The sequence below is a fragment of the Asticcacaulis solisilvae genome, from assembly GCF_052327315.1.
In the GTDB taxonomy this organism is placed as follows: Bacteria; Pseudomonadota; Alphaproteobacteria; order Caulobacterales; family Caulobacteraceae; genus Asticcacaulis; species Asticcacaulis solisilvae_B.
Map to the genome: position 1 here is coordinate 2007960 of NZ_CP166196.1, position 22299 is coordinate 2030258.

The following is a 22299-nucleotide window of genomic DNA, read 5'->3' on the forward strand; positions in this document are numbered from 1 at the left end:
TCCGCTGATTGATTCCGTTCGAGCGCGATGTGAGGCCCGTTCAACCCTGCGCGTAGTTGAAGCTGATCGAGATGCGCGGTTCACCCGACAGGTTCACCGGCACTTCGTGGCGCAGCCAGCTTTCCCACAGCAGCAACGTGCCGGGGGCGGGCACGACCGAGGCGGAATTCTGCCGGTCGAAACGCGCCCCGTCCTTGCGCGACGGCGCGTTCATCATGAAGGGCAGGCGCGGGTCTTCGAACAGCAGTCCGCCGGCATTGGGCGGCATGGTGACGTAGAAGGTGCCGGAAATGACGCTGTGCGGGTGCATGTGTCCCGAATGGCCGCCCAGATGGTCGAGGATGTTGACCCAGAAGCCGTTCGGCTTCAATCCCCGCCCGCCGAGGTTCAGTTCGACCTGCTGGGCATATTGCGCGACGTGGAAGTCCAGCATGGCCTTCAGGTCTGCGAAGGGCGTGGCCGTGGCGGCCAGGTCCTTGACCGAGCCGTAGGAGGTGTAGCCCAGATAACGGTTCCGCGCCGACCAGTCGCGCCCGGCGGCGTCGCGCCCGGCCAGGGCGCGGCATTCCGTTTCCAGCGCTTTGATAAGGGCGTCTCCGGTCGGCGAACCGGCGATATTGACGGCGTAGACCTCGGTGACGAAGAGGCGTTGCAGTGTGCTGGGGAGGGGGGGGGCCATGAGTACTCAGAAAACGAAAAGCCTGTTTGCCGGCCCCGGCCGCCGGCGTTCGAGGTTGAACGGCTAATATCTTACCGTCCGTCGCTGGCGGACGATCCGGTGTGGTATTTATTCCGAGGTGATTGCAATGATAGCGGGCGGAACTGTGGCGGGTTGGTTGCGGAACTGACAGGCGTGCCGGTAAAGGTCAGCGGCAGGGGAAAATGCGGGCAAGACGATTCTTGATAATGGCAGGGTCGATGGCGGCCTGTTGGGCGGCGTCGGAAATCTTTCGCGACGGACGTATTGCCTTCGCAGGGCCATTTGTCGGCGGTTTGCTGATTTTACTGTTTGGCTTCAGTGGGAGCCGACGCAAATAAGGGGCAGTCCCTATTGTGGAAGACGGTGGACGCCGCAGGCCTTACGCCCCCGCCTTCGCGTTCTTCATGTCGATAAGGCGGCGCAGATTGCCGAGCGAATTGACCGCCATGAAGGCCAGCGACAGGAAGCCTGCGTCGTTCAGCCGCTTCAGCGCCGCGCCGTCGAGCCTGGCCAGGGCCTGGCCGCTGACGGCGAAGACATCGCTGATGCGGTAGCCGCCGACGCCGTCCGAGGTGATGTTGATGTCGGCCGGCGCGATCAGGCCTTCGGTCGCGAAGGCGTTGAAGACGCGCGGGCTGAGGTCCGCGCCTTGCTGGATGGTGCGGAGCGTCCCGGCGATGCGGTCGAGCACGGGTGCGTTGCCGCCGTGCGGCCTGAACAGGGGCTGGCCGCCGTCGCGGCCGATGCGGGCGTCGTCCAGGTCCACGTGGATCATGGCGTCGGGCCCGTCCGGGCCTTGCGACAGGCCGATCGAGAACGGGCCGCGCGCCTGCATGGCCGGGACGTAGTCGGCCGCCCAGCGCTCGCCGTCGAGATAGAGGTTTTCCCCGCGGTCGAAGCCGAGGATGGCGACGGCATAGAAGCTGCCGTCGTCGCGGCGGCGCAGCAGGATGGGATATTCGCGCTGCACCTCCGCGAACTCGGTGGGCAGGACCAGGGTCTGGTTGACCGCGTCGCCGAAGGCCGCGCCGTGGCGGATAGCGTATTTCAAGTCGTGGTGGTCGATATTGTCGAGGCGTACGGCGTTGGGCATGAAGCGGTTATAACACCCCGTCCGGGGCTTGGAAGGCCATTGCGCGCCGTTTCGCGATTTCCTGCCCGGGCGGCGGCCTGCCCGGGATAAAATTCCTGTAAAGGACGAGGCCGCCGTGCCATGTTAGCAAGGACGGGCATCCGACCTCACCGGGTTGGCGCACCAGGCTGGGCGCGACTTCAGGCATGGCAGGGTGGAAACCGTTCACCCTCTGCGTAAACAAGAATGAACCCCGATCCATCGCACGTCTCGCCCGCCGAACGGCTGGCCGCCATTATCGAATCCTCGGACGACGCCATTGTCGGCAAGACGCTGGACGGGACGATCACGTCCTGGAACCGCTCGGCCGAGCGCATCTTCGGTTTCACGGCCGATGAGGCCGTCGGCCAGAGCATCCTGCTGATTATCCCGCCGGAGCGGCATCACGAAGAGGCCGAGATCATCCGCAAGATCATGGCGGGCGAACGCATCGAACACTTCGAGACCGTGCGCCGGCACAAGTCCGGGCGGCCGTTGGATATATCCGTCACCATATCGCCCATCCGCGACCAGGACGGGGTAGTGGTCGGGGCATCGAAGATCGCCCGCGACGTGACGGACCAGAAGCGCCTCGAAGCGCTGCTGCGCCTGGCCGGCGACGCAGCGGAAATCGGCCTGTGGGACGTCGATCTCGTCAACGACACCCTGTTCTGGGATGCGCGCTGCAAGGCGATGTTCGGCATTTCCCCCGACGTGCCGGTGTCCATGCAGGACTTTTACGACGGCGTGCACCCCGACGACCGTGACGCCACTGTGCAGGCCTATCTGGCTGCCCAGGATTCCGAGCGGCGGCCATCCTACGACGTCGAATACCGCACGATCGGCAAGGAGGACGGCGTCGTGCGCTGGGTGGCGGCGAAGGGGCGCGGCATATTCGACCATGCCGGCCGCTGCGTGCGCATCCTCGGCACGACCCTCGACATCACGACGCGCAAGGAACACGAAGCCGCGCTGGCGGCCAGCGAGGCCCAGTTCCGCACCCTGGCCCAGGCCGTGCCGAACCACGTCTGGGCGGCCGATGCGTCCGGGGCCTCCTATTGGTATAACGACAGCGCCTATGCCTATACGGGCGCGGAGGCGGGGACCTTGTCGGGTGCCATCTGGCGGGGGCTTGTCCATCCGGACGACTGGATAAATGTCCGTGAAGCCTGGATGGCGGCGGTAACGGCGCGTGGCCTTTACGAAGCCGAGATGCGCATCCGCCGCGCCGACGGCGTCTGGCGCTGGCACCTGGTCCGGGCCATTCCCGTGCGCGGTGCGGACGGTGGCATCGAGCGCTGGATCGGCACCAATACGGATATTCATGACCAGAGGGCGGCGCTTGAGGCCTTTGCCGAACTCAACGCCAATCTGGAGCAGCGCGTGGCCGAGGCGCTGGCTGAACGCAAGCTGCTGGCGGACATCGTCGAAAGCACCGATGCCTTCGTTCAGATTTCCGACCTCGACTACAACTGGCTCGGCATCAACAAGGCCAGCGCCGACGAGTTCGAGCGGATATTCGGCATCCGGCCTTCGGTCGGTGACAATATGCTGGACGTGATGAAGCACATACCGGAGCACCAGGCTGAGGTGAAGGCCGTATGGAGCCGGGCATTGGCCGGAGAGGAATTCACCGCCATCGATGGATTCGGCGACCCCAGTCTTGACCGCCGCTATTACGAAATGAAGTTCAATTCCTTGCGCGACGGTGACGGAAAGCTGATCGGCGCCTATCAGTTCGTGTACGACGTCACAGACCGGCTGCGCGACCAGGCGCGGCTGAAGCAGGCGGAAGAACAGCTGAGGCAATCGCAGAAGATGGAAGCCGTCGGTCAGCTGACGGGCGGAATCGCGCATGATTTCAATAATATGCTGGCTGTCGTTATGGGTTCTCTTGAGCTTTTGAATCGCCGGGCCAGCGACGATGCCCGGTCGCGGCACTATATCACCGCGGCGCTGGAGGCGTCGAAGCGCGCCGCCATGCTGACCCAGCGCCTGCTGGCGTTTTCGCGTCAACAGCCGCTCAGACCCGAGCCGGTCAACGCCAACCGCCTGGTCGCCGGCATGTCGGAACTGCTGGCCCATGCGCTGGGTGGGGCGATCCGCGTCGAAACCGTGCTGGCGGCGGGGCTGTGGACGATCAATGTCGACCAGAACCAGCTGGAAAACGTCATCGTCAACCTGTGCGTCAACGCCCGCGACGCCATGCCGGACGGCGGCAAGGTGACGGTCGAGTGCCAGAATACGGTGCTGGACACGCGTTATGTCTTGTCGGAGCTGGGCGTGCCGGCCGGTCAGTACGTCATGATCGCGGTGACCGACACCGGCACCGGCATGCCGCCGGACGTTGTGGCGAAGGCCTTCGATCCCTTCTTCACCACCAAGGCGGTCGGCAAGGGCACCGGTCTGGGGCTCAGCCAGGTCTACGGCTTCGTCAAGCAGTCCGGCGGCCATATCAAGATCTATTCCGAGACGGGCCAGGGTACGACCGTGAAGATCTACCTGCCGCGCCACTACACCGAAGCGGCCGCCGAAGCCGAAAAGACCGGCGACGGCCTGGTCTTGCGCGGCGACGACCAGGAACTTGTCCTGATCGTCGACGACGAGCCGGTCGTGCGCCAGTTCAGCGTCGATGCCGTAGCCGAGCTGGGCTATCGCGTGCTGGCGGCCGGAAATGCCGAGGCGGCGTTGAAACTGATTGACGAAAATCCAGATATTTCATTGCTTTTTACGGATATCGTCATGCCGGATGTCAACGGCCGCAAGCTGGGTTTGGAGGCGCAGCGCCGCCGGCCCGGGCTGAGGGTCCTGTACACCACCGGCTATACGCGCAACGCCATCGTGCATAACGGCATCGTCGATCCGGGCGTCGAGATGATCGGCAAGCCCTTCACGCTGGAAGAGCTGGCGGCGAGGCTGCGGTCATTGCTGGACGGGTAGAGGGGCGGACGAGTCCCAGGGATTGAGCAGTTTGACTCCGGTCCGCTGAAAGTCGGCAATATTGCGTGTAACGACGGTAAGTCCGTGCTGAAGCGCGGTCGCGGCGATCCAGGCGTCCCTGTCGCTGGCCGGATCAGGCACATGCAGGGCGGCGCACCGCCGGGCCACTTCCACATCAGGGTCCAGGATGCGCCCGGCGAAGCCCGGAAGGATGACGGCTTCCAGCCAGCGACGCAATGCCGCGCCTTGGGCTGCGTCCTGGCGTTCTTTCAGGCGGATGCCCAGTTCGAGCTCGAAAACCGTGAACACCGAAATAAAGGTCCGGACCGGTGACGTCGATTGCAGCCAGCGGGTCACATTCGCGTCGGCCTTTCCGGAATGGAGTTTGCGGCTCTCGGAAATGACGTTGGTGTCGAGAAGGAACATCAGTCGAGATCGGCGGCCTTGAAGCCGGGCATGGCCCTTGCCGCATCGAATTCGAAATCGAGGTCTTCCGGCGCCGTCAGCACATCGGCCAGCGAGCGGTTTTGTCCAGCCAGCTTTTCATAGTCCTCGATGCTCAAAACGACGAGAGACGGCTTGCTGCGTTCGGTGACGAAGACAGGGCCGTTCTTCGCCGCGCGCTTCGCGCGGGCGGGATCGCGATTGAAATCGCGGGAGGAAAGAAAGGACGTCGTCATCAATGATCCCATTTGTCGGTACGATACGACATAGCATGGTTCCAGCGAAATGTCACGCGGCGCCTTAAGGCAGGTTCGTTCGCAAACCGGTTGATTTGTGCGGTTCAATCCGGTATCAACTGAAACCGCCAGTCCCGGCATGTCCCTGAAGCAGGAAAGGAGAACATCATGCGAGCCATTGTCCAACGTCTCGAAACCGATTTCCCGATCCAAACTCTTCAGGACCAGATTGCATGGGCAATTTCCTGTCAGGCGCAAACGCACGCCTGATCCTTGATGGCAGCGCGATGGCCGCTGCCTGTTTCTTCACTTCCGGCGTCCAGCCTGTGAACCCCGATGCCGCTCCCCTGGGGCGCATGCGGCCGGTCATGCCTGCCGCCGGACACCCCTTATCCCGATCCACAAGGACCAACGGCTACACGACAAACCGAACAGACGTCACGGGAGGGCCGGCATGAGCAGATGTTGCTGTGAACTCACCCTGATCGGGCGCGAGCCCTCGCGCTTCGATCCGGTGGCGCTCGACCAACTCGACGCCACGGGCCGCCTCGAAGGCATGGGCCGGGTCGTCGGCCTGCCCGACCTCCATGCGGGCAACGGCATCGCGGTCGGCGCGGCCTTCTGGTCGCCCGACCGCATCTGGCCGCACCTTGTCGGCAGCGATATCGGCTGCGGCATGGCCCTGTGGCAAACCAGCCTGGCGGTGCGCAAGTTCCGGGTCGGCCAGGTCGACCGCAGGCTGCAAGGCCTCGATGAGCCATGGGATGGACCGGCCGCGGACGCGCTGGCCGAGGCCGGCCTGCCGGCGAGTCTTGCCAGCCCGTCGCTCGGCACGATCGGCGGCGGCAACCATTTCGTCGAGTTTCAGAAAGTCGAGGAAATCGTTGATCCCGTTCGATTTTCGGCGCTGAACCTCACGGAGGACCGCGTCTGGATGATGGTGCACAGCGGCTCGCGCGGGCTGGGCCAGGTCATCCTCCACGACCAGACGGCGCTGACCGGCAAGGCGGGGCTTCTGGCCGGCAGCCCGGAGGCCAGGGCCTATCTGTCGCGTCACGACCAGGCCGTGGCGTGGGCCGTCGTCAACCGCCGGGTCATCGCCCGGCGGTTCCTCGACGCGGCCGGTGTTTCCGGAACGTGCGTGCTCGATATCGTGCACAACAGCGTCACGGGACATGACGGAGGCTGGCTGCACCGCAAGGGCGCGGCGCCCGCCGATCGCGGCCCGGTCGTCATTCCGGGATCGCGGGGGGATTTCAGCTATCTGGCTGAGCCCGTCCCGGACCGGGCGGACGAGGCGCTGTGGTCCCTGGCCCACGGCGCCGGGCGCAAATGGAGCCGCAACGACGCCCATGCGCGCCTGTCGCGGCGCTACCGTGTTGCCGATTTGCAGAGGACGAAGCTGTCCAGCCACGTCATTTGCGAGGACCGCCGCCTGATCTACGAGGAAGCGCCCGAGGCTTACAAGGATATCGGCGCTGTCATCGCCGATCTCGAGGCCGCCGGTCTTATCCGCGTGATCGCGCGGCTGCGTCCCCTGCTGAGCTACAAGACGAGGGCGTCATGACCGGGGTCGTCCTGCATCTGACAGCCGGCAAGGGGCCGGACGAATGCCGCTGGGTGGTGGCGCAACTGGCGCGGGCCTTCGTAAAGGAAGGCGCGCGGCTGGGCGTGACCTGCGACGTGCTGGACGGGGAGGAGGTGCTTCCGGCGTCGCTCCTGCTTCAGGTCAGCGGCGAGGGGGCCGAGGCGTTTGCCCGTGAACGGACCGGCTCCGTCCTCTGGGTCGGCGACAGCCCGTTCCGGCCCGGGCACAGGCGGCGCAACTGGTTCGTCGGGGTGGGGCCGGCGCCGTCCCCCGACAGCGTGCCGGACCTCCGCGACGAGGATATCGACTTCCAGGCCATGCGCGCCAGCGGGCCGGGCGGGCAACACGTCAACAAGACCGACAGCGCGGTCAGGGCGACCCACCGGCCGACCGGGCTGGTCACGACGGCGCAGGCGCAGCGCTCCCAGCATGCCAATCGCCGGCTGGCCAGGCTGAAACTGGCGGTCATGCTGGAGGCGCGCCGTTCGGGAGCGGAGGAGGCGTCGCGCCGCGAGGCCTGGTTCGCCCACCAGGCCCTGGAGCGCGGCAATCCGGTGCGGACCTATACGGGGCCGTCGTTCACGCTGAAGGCGGGGACGTAGGCCTGTCGAAAAAGCCCTGCCGGGAAGCGCCGCTTAATAATCGGGAGCCCCCCGTAAAAAACCCCGCCCTGTCGCCAGGGCGGGGTTCTTGATTTGAGAAGGGCCGCGATTTCCGCGCGGCCCTTCCACTTCGACGCAGCAATGCGGGTGTTGGGAAACCCGTATCAGAACTTGTAGCGCAGGCCCAGTTGGTACCGCGTGTCCAGTTCCTGGTCGAAGAAGACTTCGATATTGGTCCGGCCGTATTGGCGCAGGTGCTCCTTGTTCAGGTTGGAGCCTTCGAAGCTCAGCGTCAGGGCCGGGGTGATCGAATAGTCGATCGCCAGGTCGAGCTGCCCGAACGGCGCGACATAGGTCGGGTTGCGGTAGCCATCGCCACGGTTCACGCTGGCGAGGTACTTGTCACGCCAGTTGTAGGTCAGGCGGCCGGACCAGCCGTATTTGTCGTAGATCGCCGTCACATTGTAGGTGTTCGACAGGCCGACCAGGGCGAACTGGTCCTGCGACGGATCGGCGCCGTTGTCGAAGCCGACATTGCCGTTGACCGTCGTCAGCGAGTAGGCCGCGCCGAAGCCGGTGTCGCCGAAGAAGTGCTGGCCCGAGAACTCGAAGCCATAGATCTCGGCCTGACGGTTGTTGATCGGCTGCGTGATCGTGAAGTTGAACAGCGGATCGTCCGAATTGCCCGTCAGGTCGTAGGCGTTTTCAACCGAGACGTAGTAGTTGTTGTCCAGGTCGCCGCCCACCAGGTGCGCCGAGAAGTCGTTCTTGGCCGACTGGATGGCCGCGGCTTCCGCCTGGCCCGACTGCTCGTAGTGGTCGATCAGGGCGGTCATGGCGAACAGGTTCGAGTCCGACATGGTCGCGCCCAGCGCCGTTACCGCCGCCTTGGCGTCGCCCGAGCGGGTGCCCGCCTGGCCCGACGACGGGTCGCGCAGGCCGAACAGCGAGCCGTTCGTCTGGCCGACGCCGATGAAGTTGTTGACCGTCTTGTGGTAGAAACCGCCGGCAATGTAGCTGTTCTTGCCGTAGTACCATTCCACCGTCAGGTCGGCGTTCTGCGAGGTCAGGGGCAGCAGGCCGGCATTGCCGGTCGAGCCCGTGGCGATGGCGCCGAGCGCGGTCGGGTCGTTCGGCGTGTTGTACGACGTCGCCGACAGCAGGTTGCCCAGGCTGGGGCGGGCGATCGTCGTCGAGAACGAGGCGCGCGCGATCAGTTCGTCCGAGAAGTGGACGGCGAGGTCCAGGTTCGGAAGGACGTTGTCGTACTTGCCCTTGGCGGCGACCGAAGCCAGCGTCGAGCCGGTCAGGATCTTCCAGTCGTTATTGCCCTGCCAGACGAAGTCCGTCGGCACGGCCTGGAGGGTCCGCGAGTCGACCTTGGTCGATTCGAAGCGCAGGCCGGCGTTCAGGTCGGCCGGATAGCTCATGAATTCGAACTTGGTCGAGTACTGGATGAAGGCCGAGGCCACGTCTTCCTGCACGGTGTTGACCGAGGCGGAGCCGGCGGTCGCGGGGGCGCCGGCGGCCGTGTAGTGGGCCGACAGGGCGTTGTACAGGTCGATGGCGTTGCCGCGGAAGGCGATGTCCGCATTGTTGCCGACGTCGAAGGTCTTGAACAGGCAGCCCAGGCAGTATTCGTGGACGACGCCCGGCGCATATTGCTCGATGTCGCCGACATTGGTCAGGCCCCAGTCGCCCAGCGCCTGGTAGGTCGAGCTGTTGGCCTGGCCCATCAGGTTGCGGCGGTAGCCGACGCCGAAGTCGAAGTGGCTGCCGTTGTCCATGTGCCAGCTGCCGTAGAAGCGGGCTTCGTCGATCTTGTCGGACTGGTTGACCGTCGTGGTACGGCCGGGTTGCGAACCCAGGTCGCCGAGGTCGAGCACGCCGTCATTATTGCCCAGCGTCGAGTCGTTGATGGTCGCGGTCTGGACAGGAACGCCGCTGGTCCAGTCGACGCCGTGCGAGGTGGCGACGGGGGCGCCGAACGACACCTGGGTCGAGGACGTGCCGTTGGGGTTGTCCGGCAGGCTTTCGGCCTTCGACGAGTGGGCGTCGAAGTTCAGGGTCAGCTTGTCGTTGACGTTCCACTTGGCATTGAAGCCGATCGAGGTCAGCTTGTCCTCGGTGGCGCGCTGCTGTTGTTCCCAGTCGAAGTCGTGCGGCGCGGTTTCGGTTTCGTGCATGGCGGCGACCGTGTCGATCACCGAATTGCCGTCGAAGGTGACGCTGTCCAGCGGCTTGTTGAACCACAGGGTCTGGTCGGAACGGGCTTCGGACGAATGGTTGTCGACGTAGAGGCCGTCGAGCGTCAGGGTCCAGTTCTCGGCCGGCTTCCATTGCACCGTGCCGGCCAGGTTGGTGCGCTCACGATGGTCTTCGGCATAGTGCAGGCGGCTGTCGTTCGGCACGGCGATCAGCTGGCTGCCGTTGGACGGAGCGTTGTTGATCTGGGTGGTGCCGGTGACATAGCCGCTGCCCGACGCGATGAAGGTGTCGTACGACATGATCTTCCAGTCGTTCGACGTCACCGAGCGGTTGGCCGTGTCTTCCTCGGAGTGCGAACCGAAGATCGCCACGCCGAAGTTGTTGGAGTCGTTGGTCCATTGCCAGGCGCCCGAGATTTCCGGGGTAACCTTCTTGCCTTCATGGACGCCGTCGTCGGCCAGGCCCTTGACGCTGAACGAGCCGCGCGAGCCGCTCTTGCCCAGCGGACGCAGGGTCTGGATGTTCAGCGTGGCGCCGATGCCGCCCGACTGCATGGCGGCGTTGCCGGTCTTGTAGACCTCGAAGCCGCTGATGCCGTCCGACGCGATGTTCGAGAAGTCGAACGAACGGCCGTCGGACTGGTTGCCGTCGGTGTTGTCGTCGCCCGACACGACCTGGGTCTTGGCGGTCGGCATGACGCGGCCGTTCAGCGTCGTCAGGTTGAAGCCCGGGCCGAAGCCGCGGACGGTGACCATCGAGCCTTCGCCGTTGACGCGGCTGATCGACACGCCCGGAATGCGCTGGATCGACTCGGCCAGGTTGGTGTCCGGATACTTGCCGATGTCTTCGGCCGAGATGGCGTCGACGACGCCGGTGCCGTTCTTCTTGATGTTCATCGCGCGCTGCAGCGAGCCGCGGATGCCGGTGACGACGACGACGTCGGTGTCGGACTTGGCGGCCGGGGCAGGGGCGTCCTGGGCGAAGGCGACCGTGGTCATGGCGCACAGGGCGAGTGTTGAAGCGCTTCCAATAAAGGCGGCCTTCAGCAGCCGGCTTTTGGCTGCGGTCTTCGTGTTCCGTGTTGTGATCATTACGATCCTCCCAACATTAGTTGAAATAAGCATACTGTTGGCATTGACGCCGGCTTATGCGCGCGGTCGTTATGGCAATACTGGTCCATCACCCCGGCCGTCAGTGCCGGAGTCCTGGTATCTCTGGTTTTGCTTTGGTTGGACTTGTCCCCTTCACTGTCCGACGGCAGGCGCTGACGCCCGACGGCAGGTGGGGATGCGTTTCCCGGACAGGCATCCCGCTTATGATTGTGAACCGGCCGGCCCATTGGGGCTGGACGGCACGCTGTACTCAAGATGCGGCTGTCTTCGCCGCAGTGAAATATAAGCACAACGCGAAATCAGGTGGAATAGGGGGTTTTGTATCGGTATTGAAACAGTTGTCTGGCGCTGTCATTGCCAGATTGTGGCGGTTTCTTGATTGTATTTCTAATTTGAAATATAATTAAGTTTCATCTTTGAAAAGATAAACACTTGCCGATGCGCGCCATTATAGACGATTACATGTGTGATGCAATGTTTAAGCTTTGAAACATAACGCGCGTTATATCGTGATCGGAATGTCGGAATAATTATACAAATGAGGGGCGAAATTTGCGTCGGGAAAATTGCAGCTGTCGCAACAGTGCGACATGTTTGCATCAGAAATCGGGCGGTTTTGGCGTCGAATCGCGGCCGTAAGCGGGGGAAGTCCCGATTGTGTCCAACTTTGGGCGCGGGTTTTCCGCCCGGTAACGGTTGTCTGGCGGCCCTTGCATGTCGGCGGCAATGCGGCCATCCTGCGGGGCAGCCGGGAGGGGATGATGGATTTCGAAACCTTGAGCGCATGGTGGCGCGGCCTGACAGCCGTGCAATGTCTTGAGCTTTATCTGGGCGTGGCGGGCGTATTCGCCTTTGCCAGCTTCGTGTCCCGGCTAAGGCGGGGCAAGGGGTTCTGGAACGCGCTGTTCTGGGGAATCTGCCTGGGCGCAACCCTGTTCCTGCCGCCGTTCAATCTTGTCGGCGGCATCGTCAGGAGCCTGATGATGGGCGCCAGGGACCAGGAAGACCGCGAGGACGCGCTGAAGGCGCGCGCCAACCGCCGTCCGGGCAGCCTTACGGACGAGTTTTGAAGATCGCGGTGTGTCGCTGAAAGGAGACTGGATGTTTCAGCAGGATAAAAACATAAGGAACATTCGCGGTTACGCGCTGGCGGCGACGCCGTTTATCGCCTTTTTCGCTTACCAGGTCCTGGTCGCGCTGCCGCGCCGGCCGGAAGTGGCCGACCCCGTGCACGGTTTCACCGTCCCGTTGGGTTTGGATGACGGGCGCATGACGCGCTACATTTCGACGCTCGACTGCGTCCTGACCTTCGGGCCTTTCCTGATCGCGTTTGTTATCGTGGCGATCGGGCTGTGGCGTTCGGGGGCCTTTACGCCGAAAAACACCCGGTAATCTACCGGTCCGGGGCGCGGCTGCCGGCGCTGCCGGAAGGGCTGCCGGAGGCGCCGGCGCTGCTACCGGGCAGGGGGCAGGCGGGCTGGGTCGCGGTCGCGCCGGTGCGGGGCGCGCAATAGGGATCGGGATAGGGCTGGCCGGGCGTTACCGGATTGGTCATCGGGTCCGGTTGTTCGGGAAACATCCTGCCGCCGCCCGTGCCGTTGGCGTCGCGGCTGTAGAAGTCGGCCGGACGCAGGGTCGGCGGGATCGTCACCTTGGGGTAGTGTGTCGTGGATGCGGCCGAGGCATCGGTCATCGATGAACTGGTGCTGGCGGATGAACTTGCGGATTGCTCTTCGCCGTTGGCGCGCCAGCCGGCGGGCCTTTGTCCGGACCGCATCCTGATTTGGCTCTTGCGATGCGTTTTGGACGCGCTGCTCTGGCTGGACGTATACTCGCCGGTGCGGTTGTTCGAGCCGGTCGACTGGGCCTGCGACAGGACCGGCGCGACGGCCAGGGCGGTCACCACCGCCGCCACGGACGCCATGGACAGGATGGGCTTCATTGTCGTGCTCCTGCGGGATTGCACAGAGTCGCCGATCATACGCGCCCGGGCATAAGTTTCGACGGCTGCAATCCGGGAGCAAGATAAGAGGTCTGCAAAGAGGCGGCTCATGACGGCCCCCATGAAAAACGCCTGCCGGACGGACCGGCAGGCGCAAAGTTGGGAGAACGCTTGTACTGAACTTCCAGCCCGGGAAAGAGCTAGAACTTGTAACCGATCGAGGCGGTGTAGGTGGCGCCGTACTTTTCGTACTTGATCACGCGCGACGGATCGGACTTGGTGTCGTAGAGCACGAAGGGCTCGTTGGTCAGGTTGCTGCCCGAGATGTTGACGCTCATGCCCTTCAGCGCGCCTTCGCGGAACTCATAGCCGACCTGCGCGTCGACCAGGTTTTCCGACTTGACGTAGTGGGCGCCGAGCGAACTGTCGAAGTTCGGCACTTCGCCCAGCCAGGTGCCGCGGTAGCGGTTGCTGACCCGGGCTGAGAAGCCGTGCTTTTCATAGTAGAGCGTCGTGTTGACGACGTTGGGCGACAGGCCGGGCAGGGGGATTTTCGTGCCCTGCGGGCTGACTTCCGAGTCGTTGTGCGCGGCACTGAAGATCACGCCGAAGCCGTCGAGCGCCGGGGTGACGATGTCGCCGGGGACCGAAACCGAGAATTCCACGCCTTCGACATGGCCGCCGTGGCCATTGGCCTGGACGGTCAGCACGCCGACGGTGTTGGCGCGGGCCTTGACGTAGCACGAATTGGTGCAGCCTGCCGGATCGACCGGCGCCGAGTAGTTCGACAGGGTTGAGAAGTCGAACAGGGTCTCGTTGTTGTAGATGTAGCTGACGAGGTCCTTGTAGTAGACCGCGACCGACACGTAGCCCTTGCGGCCGAAGTACTTCTCCAGCGACAGGTCGACCGCGTTGGCCTTCCACGGATGCAGGTCCGGATTGCCGCCGCCGCCCGACCAGTAGCGCTGCGTGCCCGAGCTGGTGTCCGGATTGGAGTCGGTGCGCGCCGAGAAGGTCACGCCGCCGGCCATGTCGTCGAGGCGCGGGCGCGCTTCGGTGACCGCCGCCGCGACGCGCAGATTGGTGTCGTCCGCCAGCTGGAAGTTGAAGTTCATGCTGGGCAGCAGGTCGCCATACGTCGTGCCGAGGTGCTGGATCGACACGGGCAGGCTCTGCTGGGCGGTCAGGCCGGCCGTGTGGTCGACGCCCGGCGAATAGCCCTGGGTCACCTGCTGATCGGCGCCTTGCCATTGCAGGCCGATATTGCCGGTAACGGGCAGGCCGCCGAAATTGCTGTCGATATCGGCCTTGACGTAGGCGGTGGTCAGCTTTTCGCGCACCGTCCACGACTGGGTGATGTCGAACAGGCGGTCGCCGTCGCCGGCATTGGTGTCCAGGCGCGAGTCGACCGTGGTCCAGAAGCCGCTGCGGTAGAGGCCCAACGCATCATAGCTGATGATGCCGTTGGCGTTGTTGAAGAAGCTGCTGTCGGTCAGGCCGGTGCGGTAGGCGGCCGGCACCACCGCCGCCGACGTGCCGGCGGGCAGGTACAGGATGCTTTGCCATTGCAGCTTGGACTTGGTGCGTTCGGCATAGTTCACGCCGAAGACGACGTCGCTGAAGGCGCCGCCGTTCAGCTTGCGCGTCGCTGCCAGGCGGATGGCCTTGATCTCGTCGTCGACCGTCGGATTGCCGACGAAGCCCGAACGGCGCGAGCCGCCGCCCCACCCGCCCGGATCGGTCAGGAAGACCTTGGAGAAGTCGCCGTAATTGCCGGCGGTCGAGTTCAGCGTCACGCCGTCCGAATTGGTGGTGAACTTGACCGTATCGGTGACCACCGCGCCGGACGGACCGGTGCCGCCGGTCGATTCCAGGCGCAGGTCGGTGCGGTGGACCTTGGACCAGCTGATGTCGCTGTTCAGGTCCCACGAATCGCCTATGCGATAGTCGGTGTTCCAGCCGAACGAGTCGACCTTGGCGTCGCGCTGATTGTTGTAGTTTTCGACGATGACCGTTGCGCCTGTGTAGGTGCCGCTGACGACGCGGCCGTTATCGACCGTATAGCTGCCGGGAACCAGCGCGCCCGAGCCCCACTGCGTGCCGAATTCGAGGCGGCGGATGGTCTGCAGTTCCTTGAAGTCCGAATGGTAGCCATCGAACACCATGTGCAGGCTGTCGTTCGGCTTGTATTCGACGACGCCGAGATAGCCGGTACGCTCATAGTAGGACGCCTGGACGCCGTCCTTTTCGCCGCCGTTGACGATGGTGCCCGCGGCGATGCCGGGGTAGGAGGCGCCGGTCGGCGCATCGGCATAGCCCCAGGATTCGCGGGTCTGGGCCTGGTACGGCGTCTTGTTGTGCGCCACGCCGAAGGCGACGCCGAGCGTCTTGTTGGCGAACTGGTTGATGTAGGTGAAGGAATAGCGGTCGCCGGCGGTGTCGAAACCGGGGACGGGCGACTTTTCGCTGTTTTCCTCGTGGCGGAAGTTGAGCGCGATGGCGCGCTTGCCGTAGGCCAGCGGATGGACGGTTTCGATGTCGGCGGTGCCGGCAATGCCCTGGTAGGACATGGACGCGTCCGGCGTCTTGTAGATCTTGACCTGGCTGACCAGTTCGGACGGGTACTGGTCGTATTCGACGGTGCGGTTGTCGTTGGTCGATGCCTGTTCGCGGCCGTTGAAGGTGGTGACCGTGTAGTCGGGGCCGAGGCCGCGGATCGACAGGGTCTGGGCGCGGCCGTTGGTGCGCTGGGCCGCGACGCCCGGCAGGCGGGCGATCGATTCCGCGATCGAATTGTCGGGCAGCTTGCCGATGTCCTCGGCCGATACGGCCTCGATGATCGACGACGACTTCTTCTTGGCGGTGATGGCGTCCTGGATGCCGCGGCGGATGCCGGTCACCACGACTTCGGTGGTGTCGGCCTTGGCCGCCGCCGGGGCGGTGGGGGCGGGGGTGTCCTGCGCCAGGGCCGGGGCGGTGAGGCCTGCGGCGGTGGTCAGGGCGAAAGCGGTGGTACAGGTCAGCAGAACCGTCTTGAAACGGCGCGCGGAAACAGGCTGCGGGTTGGCTCGCAGAGACATGCGCATTCCTCCAGATTGCGTTTTTTCATGTCTGCCCGGCTTCCCGATGCCTCAGGTTCGTTTTTGTCATTACCAGTGGACGAGCGACGGGGCGGACACTGATCACGTCCGGAAAAATTTGCAATACGATGAAAAGAAAGAGTCGAGTAATACCGCAATTTGAGTCCGGAACGTTGCAATTTCATCACGAGAATCACGGATTCACGTTATTTTTGTAACGAAATTAATGTGTTATCGCTAACATTTGTAATGGGTTACATTAAAGAACGCGTTTTGCAATTTTTGCAAAAATATGTAAAATGTTGCAAAAAACTGAAAGCGGGATGGACGCGGCCGAACGCGGGCGCTGCCGGTCGGACAGCGCCGGAGGTCGCTTCGGTGGCTGAGGCGGTTACTGCGTCTTGCCGACGCGCAGCAGCTTGGTTTCGTGCGCGGCCAGCGACACCGTGATGCCGTCATAGACCGGCGTCGCGTCCGAATGCGCCCAGACGTCGCGTACGGTGACGGCGCCGTCGAAGCCCAGTTGCTTGAGCGTGACCGAGGCGGTGACCGCGCCGGATCCACGGTTGATCAGCGCCACGGCGCGCGACCCGTCGGCCAGCGGCTTGGCTACGACCTCTGTGTCACCGGCCCTGGACACGATCTTTCCGGGATGGCCGGCGGGATCCTGGTCGATGGCGATGACTTCGCGGTTGCCGGCGATGTCGATCAGGCTTTGCGGCCATTTCGTCACGTCCGAACCCAGCAGCAGCGGCGCGGCGATAACGGCCCACATCGACATATGGGCGCGGGCCTCGGTCAGATGATCGGCGTCGAAGTCGCCATTGCCGATTTCCAGCATGTCGGGATCGTTCCAGTGTCCCGGCCCGACCGTTTCCGGATGGCCGGCGGCGCTGTCGAAATTATCAAGCATGGATTTCCAGTGGGCGTTGATGTCCTCGCTGGTCCGCCACAGATTGCCGCGCTTGTAGCCCCAGGCCTGCACCCCGGCTTCGCCCCACGAACAGATCGAGAAGACATAGTCCCGCCTGGGCCGTACGGCGGCGATGGCGGCGTCGAGGCTGGCATAGAGGTTTTCGATACGGGCGTTGTCCCTTGCGTTCGGCTTGCCGCGCACGATCCAGGGACCGAGCGCGCGATAGGTGCCGTCCTTCACGAAAGCCTTGGCCGGCTGGAAGTCCGCCGGGCCGCAGGCATCGACCTTGATATAGTCGAACCGCCACTCGCCGAAGATCAGCTTCATGTCCTGGGCCTGGTGGCCGTAAGATCCGATCTCGCGTTCCGCCGTGCTGCCTTCCGGCAGGTTGGCGGCCGTCTTGCCACCCCAGGCTTGTGAACAGGCGTTGCGGCCGATATCCGTATAGAGGCCGGCCTTCAGGCCCATGGCGTGCAGGTGATCGGTGAACGGCCTGAGGCTGGTATTGCCGTCAGGCGTCGCGGCGCTGGGGAAGATGCTGGTGCGCACGACGATGCGGCCGTCCGCCCGGCGCTTGAGCCACCAGCCGTCGTCCATATTGACATAACGGTAGCCGGCGTCGGCCAGGCCGCTCTTTTTCAACGTGTCGGCCACCGCCAGGATGCGCTCTTCCGTGACGCCGGTGCCGAAGGCGTTCCAGGGGTTCCAACCCATGGGGGGAACAGGGGCCGTGCCCGCTGCCAGGACCGGCGAGGCGAACATGAGCGCAAGGGCCGCAGCGCCCAGGGACAAGGTGACCTTTTTCAGCATGACGTCCTGCCTGTTGTTATTTGTAAGACAGTTGGCACAGGCCGCCGTTGCGGTACAGGGTTTTATGCGTGGGCCGAGTGAATTCGGCCCGGGAAGGCGGGCGGGTCAGTCGGCGTAGGCCGAACGCCTCAGCAGCACGAACAGGCACGGCAGGTAGAGCCCGGCGCCCAGCAGCCAGACCAGGCCCGGCATGAAGCCGCGCGTGGCGAAGTAGAGCATCAGGAAGACGCTGGGGCCGACGATGGCGGCCAGGCTGGCCAGCGACGCGGCGACGCCCTGCAACTGGCCCTGGCGGTCTTCGGAGACGCGGCGGCTGGTCAGGCCGGCCAGCACGGACGGCCCCATGCCGCCAAGGCACAGAAACGGCGTAAGCGCGAAGATCATCCAGCCGTACGGCACCACCGCCAGCAGGCAATAACTTAAGGCGTCGCACGCCATGGCCAGCAGCAACGTGCCGCGTTCGCCTAATCTTTTGGTTGCGGGACCGACGATAAAGGCCTGAACCAATGCGTGAAACAGGCCGAAGCAGGCGAGGCTGAGGCCTACGCTCATACCCTGCCAGTGGAACCGGTCGTGGACGTAGAAGACCCAGACACTGCCGCCGACCTCGCCGATAAGGGCGAACAGGGTTCCGCACATCAACAGGCCCGACAAATGTTTAAAGGCGCCGATCTCACGCAGGCCCTTAAAAGGATCGGGCGCTTCGTCGTGGACCTCGCCCGGCCGGGTTTCGGGAAGGACGAAGACGCAGAGCAGCAGGTTCAGGCCCGCCGCCAGGCCGGCCACGATGAACGGCCAGGCCAGCCCGAAGTCGCGCAGCAGGCCCCCGGCTGCCGGCCCCAGGATAAAGCCGACGCCCATGGCCGCCGACAGCTGGCCGAAGCGCGCGGCGCGGGCTTCGGGCTCGGAAATGTCGGCCAGGTAAGCCATGGCGACCGACATGTTGGCGCCGGTCATGCCGGCGATGGCGCGCGCCACGAACAGCACCCACAGCGGCGGCAGGCACGCCATGGCGGCGTAGTTCAGCGTCGTGCCGACCAGCGACACGGTCAGCACCGGCTTGCGGCCGATGCGGTCGCTCAAAGATCCCAGGATCGGGGCGCACAGGAACTGCATGAGCGCATAGAGCGACAGGAACAGGCCGTAGGCCGTGCCGTCGGCGGCATGCCCCGACCGCGCGAACAGGTCGGGCATGACCGGCAGCACGAGGCCGATGCCGGCCGCGTCGAGGATCACGGTCGCGAAGATGGCGGCAAGGGCGAGGCGGCTGGACGGTCTGGACATGAAATTTATCATCGATAAAGGATTTATCGGTGATAAGGATGTTGGACAAAGGAGTCAAGGCTTGAAGCTCGACCGGGATGTCATCATCGATGCGGCGTTGACGCTGCTCAACGAAGTGGGCATCGACGCGCTGTCGACCCGCGCCCTGGCGCAGCGGCTGGGGGTGCAGCAGCCCGCGCTCTACTGGCATTTCAAGAACAAGCGGGCCTTGCTCGACGCCATGAATACGGCGCTGCTCAGGCGTTATGACAGCTGCGACGCGCCCTTGCCCGGCGAGACGTGGCAGGCCTTTTTCCGGCGCAACACCTGTGAATTCCGCAAGGCGCTGTTGAGCGTGCGCGACGGGGCGAGGCTTCATGCCGGCACAGAGGCCGAGCCGGAAGACGTGGAAAAGATCGCGGTCATGATGGACTTCATGACGGGACAGGGGCTGAGGCCTGCCGACATCATGACGTTGGGCATGGCCGCCAGCCGTTATACGATCGGCTGCGTGATGGAGGAACAGGCCGAGGCGCCGGACACCGGACGGGTGGAGGCGCTGGATTCACACGCGCAAGCCTATCCGGCGATCGCCGAGGCCATCGCCCACTATCGCCTGACCGCGGCGGAGGTGCATTTTCTCGCCGGGCTGGATTTGCTGATCGCGGGGTTTGCGGCGAAGCACACCCGGCCCTGAACCTCCGCTGATACAGGGCGGGTTCTGATGATCAGCTCTTGATCGCCAGCAGCAGCCGGTCGGGACCCAGGAGGTTCAGCACCGTGTCATGATCGGCCTGCGACACGGCGAAACAGCCCTGGCTGCGGCCGAGCGTGCCGGACCGCGCGATGGCGTCGCTGACATAAGCCGCGCTGTGGACGACGATGCCGCGCGGCAGGGCGTTGCAGTTGCCGGCGTCGAGCCCGATCAGTCGGCGCGACACGCCGTGCTTGCCGTTATAGACGTCGGCGGTGAGATAGGCGCCTTCGGACGTCGCCTCGGAGCCTTCGTCGTTGGAGAAGCTTTTCAACCAGCCCGTATGCGCCGGATCGGAACCCTTGCCGTGGGCGACCAGGAAGCTTTGGACCTTGCCCGATTGCAGGTCGTAGACGTGCAGACGCGGCTTCGACGAATGGGCGCTGAAGTCGGCTATACCTATGCGGTCGAGATTGCGGATCCTGTCCTTATGCCGGCTGAGCGCGGCCCGGGCCGAGGCCAGGAGGGACGGGGAAACGGCGAGTGAAGAGGCGGGGGCATCGGCAAGGGCCGGGACGGCCGTGGCGGCAAGGATCGCGCTGGCAGCGCCGATCAGCTGGCGTCGGTTCACTATGGGGTACTCCTGATACTGAATGCCCTTATGGTTTATAAAAATGGCATCAGGATGGCTATGCCTCACACGCGCTTTTGAACGCGGCGGCGCCCTTTGTCATCAGACCGGCCACGCGCTCGATCGCCGCGTCGGGCAGGACGTCGCTGACCCATTGAAAGCGGCACTGGCCGGGATTGACCGGGATAATCTCCATGATTGACGCGTGGTGCTCGAAGCGATCGAGCACGCCATAGGCCAGGCGCATGGCGGCGGCGTCCACGGTGACGATGCGTTCCCTGATCACCGTCCCGTCGGCGAAGGTCACGGTGCGGACATTGCCGTCGAACGCGCAGGCCGTCAGCACGCCCGGAAAGGCAAGGTGGCTGTTGCCGAGGTCGCCGAGACGCGCCCAGGCGGCGGGGGCGGGACGATCAATAATGGATTCAATACGGAATGTCGCCATGGCCGGCTCCTTCGGTGCGCTCCGCCGGTACCATGGCGCGGGCCGGCGCGGGCGTCTTGTAAAAATCTTACGCGGCGATCGCGAAAATATTTCGCGGGCGCACATCCAGCGGGCAGGGCGGCAGACATACAGGAGCAGGACCACTCCTGACCCTTTTGAGGTTTCATCATGACGCCCGCCGAACACCAAGCCGCCTCCCTTGCCTGGCAGCATTCCCATCCGCTGATGATGGTCATGTTCTCGACCATCGGCACCATCGTCGTCATCAGCCTGATCGTGCTGGTCCGCTGGCTGATGAGCGCATCGGCCTGGCGCTATCACCCCGGCGGGGCCGGCGGCTTCTTCAAGGATGAGGCGGCGCGCTGGGGCGCGATCCTGGTGCCGTACCTGGCCCTGTCGATCGGCTTCAAGCTCTTCATCTACGACGTGCATCCCGAACTGAGCAACAAGCCCGAAATCTGGATACCGTTCATCATCGCCGCCATCGCCTTCCGTTTCGCGCTGCGCCGGCTGCCGTTCATCAAAGCCATGGGACGCCACATCGACGCCGCCCGCGCCGAAGCGAAGGCGGCGAGAAAAGGGAGGGCGGGACGCATCACAGCGTAGTGGCGTGAAGCGGCGGCGCGGGGCAGGGCTCCGCGCCGCTTCGCTGTGCGCTCAAATATTTCAATCCTGCAAATATATGTAAGGTCTGATTTACATTTCGTCCCGGCATGTGGTACGTCGGGAAAAACGACCCGCCGGGAGGGGAACCATGTTTACCGCTATTCTTATGGCCGCCGCGCTGTCGGCGGCTGAGCCGTCCGCGCCCGTGACATCGGCCGCTCCGGTCGGTGTCGATATCGCCGCGATGAAGGCGGGACAGCTGCCGGCGGCAGGCACGCGCGAGGAAGCGGATTCCTGCGCCGCCGAAACCACCTTCATGCTGATCGTCATGGTCCAGTCGGGCAAGCTGAAGAGCGGCGATGTCGCTAAACTGGCCGATCCGATGGACAAGTGGGCGGCGCGCGCCGCCGCTTTTCGCCCCATGGACCCCAAGGCCTATTCCGGCGACAAGGCGGTCGCCGACGCGGCCATGGCGCTGGTCAATATCGACCTTGGCACCAATGCCGCGCTCGAGACGGCCTGCGTGCAGCGCCTTGCCAAACCTGATGCGAAATAATGATGATGATCAAAGGTTTATTTTCAGGACTTGCCGCCGTTGTTGCGGCGGGCGCGGCGACGGGGGCGGGTGACAATCCGATGCTCGGGCGCTGGGACTGGAATCCGGTCAAGGGCCAGTGCCATGAGGTTCATACCTATTCGGCCGACGGCACCGCCAGGAGCGAGAGCGGTACGGAAGTGCTGATCCAAAGCTATGTGGTAACGAAAATGCCGGGCGGCTGGATCCGTGTCGACACCACGGTTGTGTCCGGCAATGGCGGCAAGGATTGCACGGGCTCGCCGACACCGGTCGGTGCGAAGTCGACCGTCTATGTCATGTTCCAGAACTATGGCGGCTACCTGACCTGCGGGGCTCAGGACGGCATGTCCTGCTACGGCAGTGCCGCGCCGAAAAAATAACAAAAACAATATCT

At 64.2% G+C, this 22299-nt stretch carries 20 protein-coding genes; 9 read left to right on the forward strand and 11 right to left on the reverse strand.

Annotation, left to right across the window (positions count from 1 at the left end; genetic code table 11):
• Positions 1-40: 40 nt before the first annotated feature.
• Both AB8717_RS09385 and AB8717_RS09390 read right to left on the reverse strand, forming a co-directional pair.
• On the reverse strand, positions 41-679 hold the full coding sequence (locus tag AB8717_RS09385) for a TIGR02466 family protein (RefSeq protein WP_443750768.1): 639 nt from the start codon (positions 677-679) through the stop codon (positions 41-43).
• A 400-nt stretch (positions 680-1079) separates the two neighbouring features.
• The gene (locus tag AB8717_RS09390) at positions 1080-1793 is read right to left on the reverse strand and encodes a SapC family protein (protein ID WP_443750769.1); all 714 of its coding nucleotides are present in this window, start codon (positions 1791-1793) and stop codon (positions 1080-1082) included.
• Positions 1794-2018: 225 nt separating this feature from the next.
• On the opposite strand from AB8717_RS09390, the gene AB8717_RS09395 reads away from it, so the two are divergent.
• Complete coding sequence (locus AB8717_RS09395; RefSeq protein ID WP_443750770.1) at positions 2019-4751, forward strand: PAS domain S-box protein; 2733 nt, start codon at positions 2019-2021, stop codon at positions 4749-4751.
• On the opposite strand, the gene AB8717_RS09400 is transcribed toward AB8717_RS09395, so the two are convergent.
• Together AB8717_RS09400 and AB8717_RS09405 are read right to left on the reverse strand one after the other, a co-directional pair.
• The gene (locus tag AB8717_RS09400; protein ID WP_443750771.1) at positions 4734-5177 is read right to left on the reverse strand and encodes a type II toxin-antitoxin system VapC family toxin; all 444 of its coding nucleotides are present in this window, start codon (positions 5175-5177) and stop codon (positions 4734-4736) included. The two genes, AB8717_RS09395 and AB8717_RS09400, sit on opposite strands and share 18 nt — an antisense overlap.
• Positions 5177-5431, reverse strand: coding sequence for a type II toxin-antitoxin system prevent-host-death family antitoxin (locus tag AB8717_RS09405; protein ID WP_443750772.1), 255 nt, complete (start codon positions 5429-5431; stop codon positions 5177-5179). Before AB8717_RS09405 ends, AB8717_RS09400 begins: the two co-directional genes overlap by 1 nt.
• Positions 5432-5885: 454 nt before the next feature.
• Here AB8717_RS09405 and AB8717_RS09410 point away from each other — a divergent pair, with 454 nt between their 5' ends.
• Both AB8717_RS09410 and prfH read left to right on the forward strand, forming a co-directional pair.
• Positions 5886-6998, forward strand: coding sequence for an RNA ligase RtcB family protein (locus AB8717_RS09410; protein ID WP_443750773.1), 1113 nt, complete (start codon positions 5886-5888; stop codon positions 6996-6998).
• Complete coding sequence (gene prfH, locus AB8717_RS09415) at positions 6995-7621, forward strand: peptide chain release factor H (RefSeq protein ID WP_443750774.1); 627 nt, start codon at positions 6995-6997, stop codon at positions 7619-7621. The genes AB8717_RS09410 and prfH overlap by 4 nt, the downstream gene beginning before the upstream one ends.
• Before the next feature lie 164 nt (positions 7622-7785).
• On the opposite strand, the gene AB8717_RS09420 is transcribed toward prfH, so the two are convergent.
• A complete protein-coding gene (locus AB8717_RS09420) occupies positions 7786-10920 on the reverse strand; it encodes a TonB-dependent receptor (protein ID WP_443750775.1) in 3135 nt (1044 codons plus the stop codon).
• A gap of 782 nt (positions 10921-11702) precedes the next feature.
• Between AB8717_RS09420 and AB8717_RS09425 the strand changes: the two genes are divergently transcribed.
• Positions 11703-12011: a hypothetical protein gene (locus AB8717_RS09425; RefSeq protein ID WP_443750776.1), complete on the forward strand. Its 309-nt coding sequence runs from the start codon at positions 11703-11705 to the stop codon at positions 12009-12011.
• Between the two features lie 31 nt (positions 12012-12042).
• Positions 12043-12333 (forward strand): hypothetical protein, encoded by a 291-nt coding sequence (locus AB8717_RS09430; protein ID WP_443750777.1) that lies wholly within the window; start codon positions 12043-12045, stop codon positions 12331-12333.
• A 1-nt stretch (position 12334) separates the two neighbouring features.
• Here AB8717_RS09430 and AB8717_RS09435 read toward each other — a convergent pair whose 3' ends face one another.
• From AB8717_RS09435 to AB8717_RS09450, 4 genes are all read right to left on the reverse strand, one after another.
• On the reverse strand, positions 12335-12883 hold the full coding sequence (locus AB8717_RS09435; RefSeq protein ID WP_443750778.1) for a hypothetical protein: 549 nt from the start codon (positions 12881-12883) through the stop codon (positions 12335-12337).
• A 200-nt stretch (positions 12884-13083) separates the two neighbouring features.
• Complete coding sequence (locus AB8717_RS09440; protein WP_443750779.1) at positions 13084-15963, reverse strand: TonB-dependent receptor; 2880 nt, start codon at positions 15961-15963, stop codon at positions 13084-13086.
• A 391-nt stretch (positions 15964-16354) separates the two neighbouring features.
• Entirely contained in the window at positions 16355-17689 is a 1335-nt protein-coding gene (locus AB8717_RS09445; protein ID WP_443750780.1) for a glycoside hydrolase family 27 protein, read from the reverse strand.
• A gap of 105 nt (positions 17690-17794) precedes the next feature.
• On the reverse strand, positions 17795-18973 hold the full coding sequence (locus tag AB8717_RS09450) for a TCR/Tet family MFS transporter (RefSeq protein ID WP_443750781.1): 1179 nt from the start codon (positions 18971-18973) through the stop codon (positions 17795-17797).
• Here AB8717_RS09450 and AB8717_RS09455 point away from each other — a divergent pair.
• Positions 18972-19649 (forward strand): TetR/AcrR family transcriptional regulator C-terminal domain-containing protein, encoded by a 678-nt coding sequence (locus tag AB8717_RS09455; protein ID WP_443750782.1) that lies wholly within the window; start codon positions 18972-18974, stop codon positions 19647-19649. The two genes, AB8717_RS09450 and AB8717_RS09455, sit on opposite strands and share 2 nt — an antisense overlap.
• A 31-nt stretch (positions 19650-19680) precedes the next feature.
• Here AB8717_RS09455 and AB8717_RS09460 read toward each other — a convergent pair whose 3' ends face one another.
• Together AB8717_RS09460 and AB8717_RS09465 are read right to left on the reverse strand one after the other, a co-directional pair.
• Positions 19681-20277, reverse strand: coding sequence for a murein L,D-transpeptidase catalytic domain family protein (locus AB8717_RS09460; RefSeq protein WP_443750783.1), 597 nt, complete (start codon positions 20275-20277; stop codon positions 19681-19683).
• A gap of 58 nt (positions 20278-20335) precedes the next feature.
• Complete coding sequence (locus tag AB8717_RS09465; protein WP_443750784.1) at positions 20336-20722, reverse strand: SRPBCC family protein; 387 nt, start codon at positions 20720-20722, stop codon at positions 20336-20338.
• Between the two features lie 168 nt (positions 20723-20890).
• Between AB8717_RS09465 and AB8717_RS09470 the strand changes: the two genes are divergently transcribed.
• The 3 genes from AB8717_RS09470 to AB8717_RS09480 all read left to right on the forward strand — a co-directional run bounded on the left by AB8717_RS09470 (position 20891) and on the right by AB8717_RS09480 (position 22285).
• Positions 20891-21328 (forward strand): hypothetical protein, encoded by a 438-nt coding sequence (locus AB8717_RS09470; protein ID WP_443750785.1) that lies wholly within the window; start codon positions 20891-20893, stop codon positions 21326-21328.
• A 148-nt stretch (positions 21329-21476) separates the two neighbouring features.
• Positions 21477-21884: a hypothetical protein gene (locus AB8717_RS09475; protein WP_443750786.1), complete on the forward strand. Its 408-nt coding sequence runs from the start codon at positions 21477-21479 to the stop codon at positions 21882-21884.
• Positions 21884-22285 carry a hypothetical protein gene (locus AB8717_RS09480; RefSeq protein ID WP_443750787.1) on the forward strand — a complete coding sequence of 134 codons (402 nt, stop codon included), beginning with the start codon at positions 21884-21886 and terminating at the stop codon, positions 22283-22285. Before AB8717_RS09475 ends, AB8717_RS09480 begins: the two co-directional genes overlap by 1 nt.
• The last annotated feature ends 14 nt before the right edge of the window (positions 22286-22299 follow it).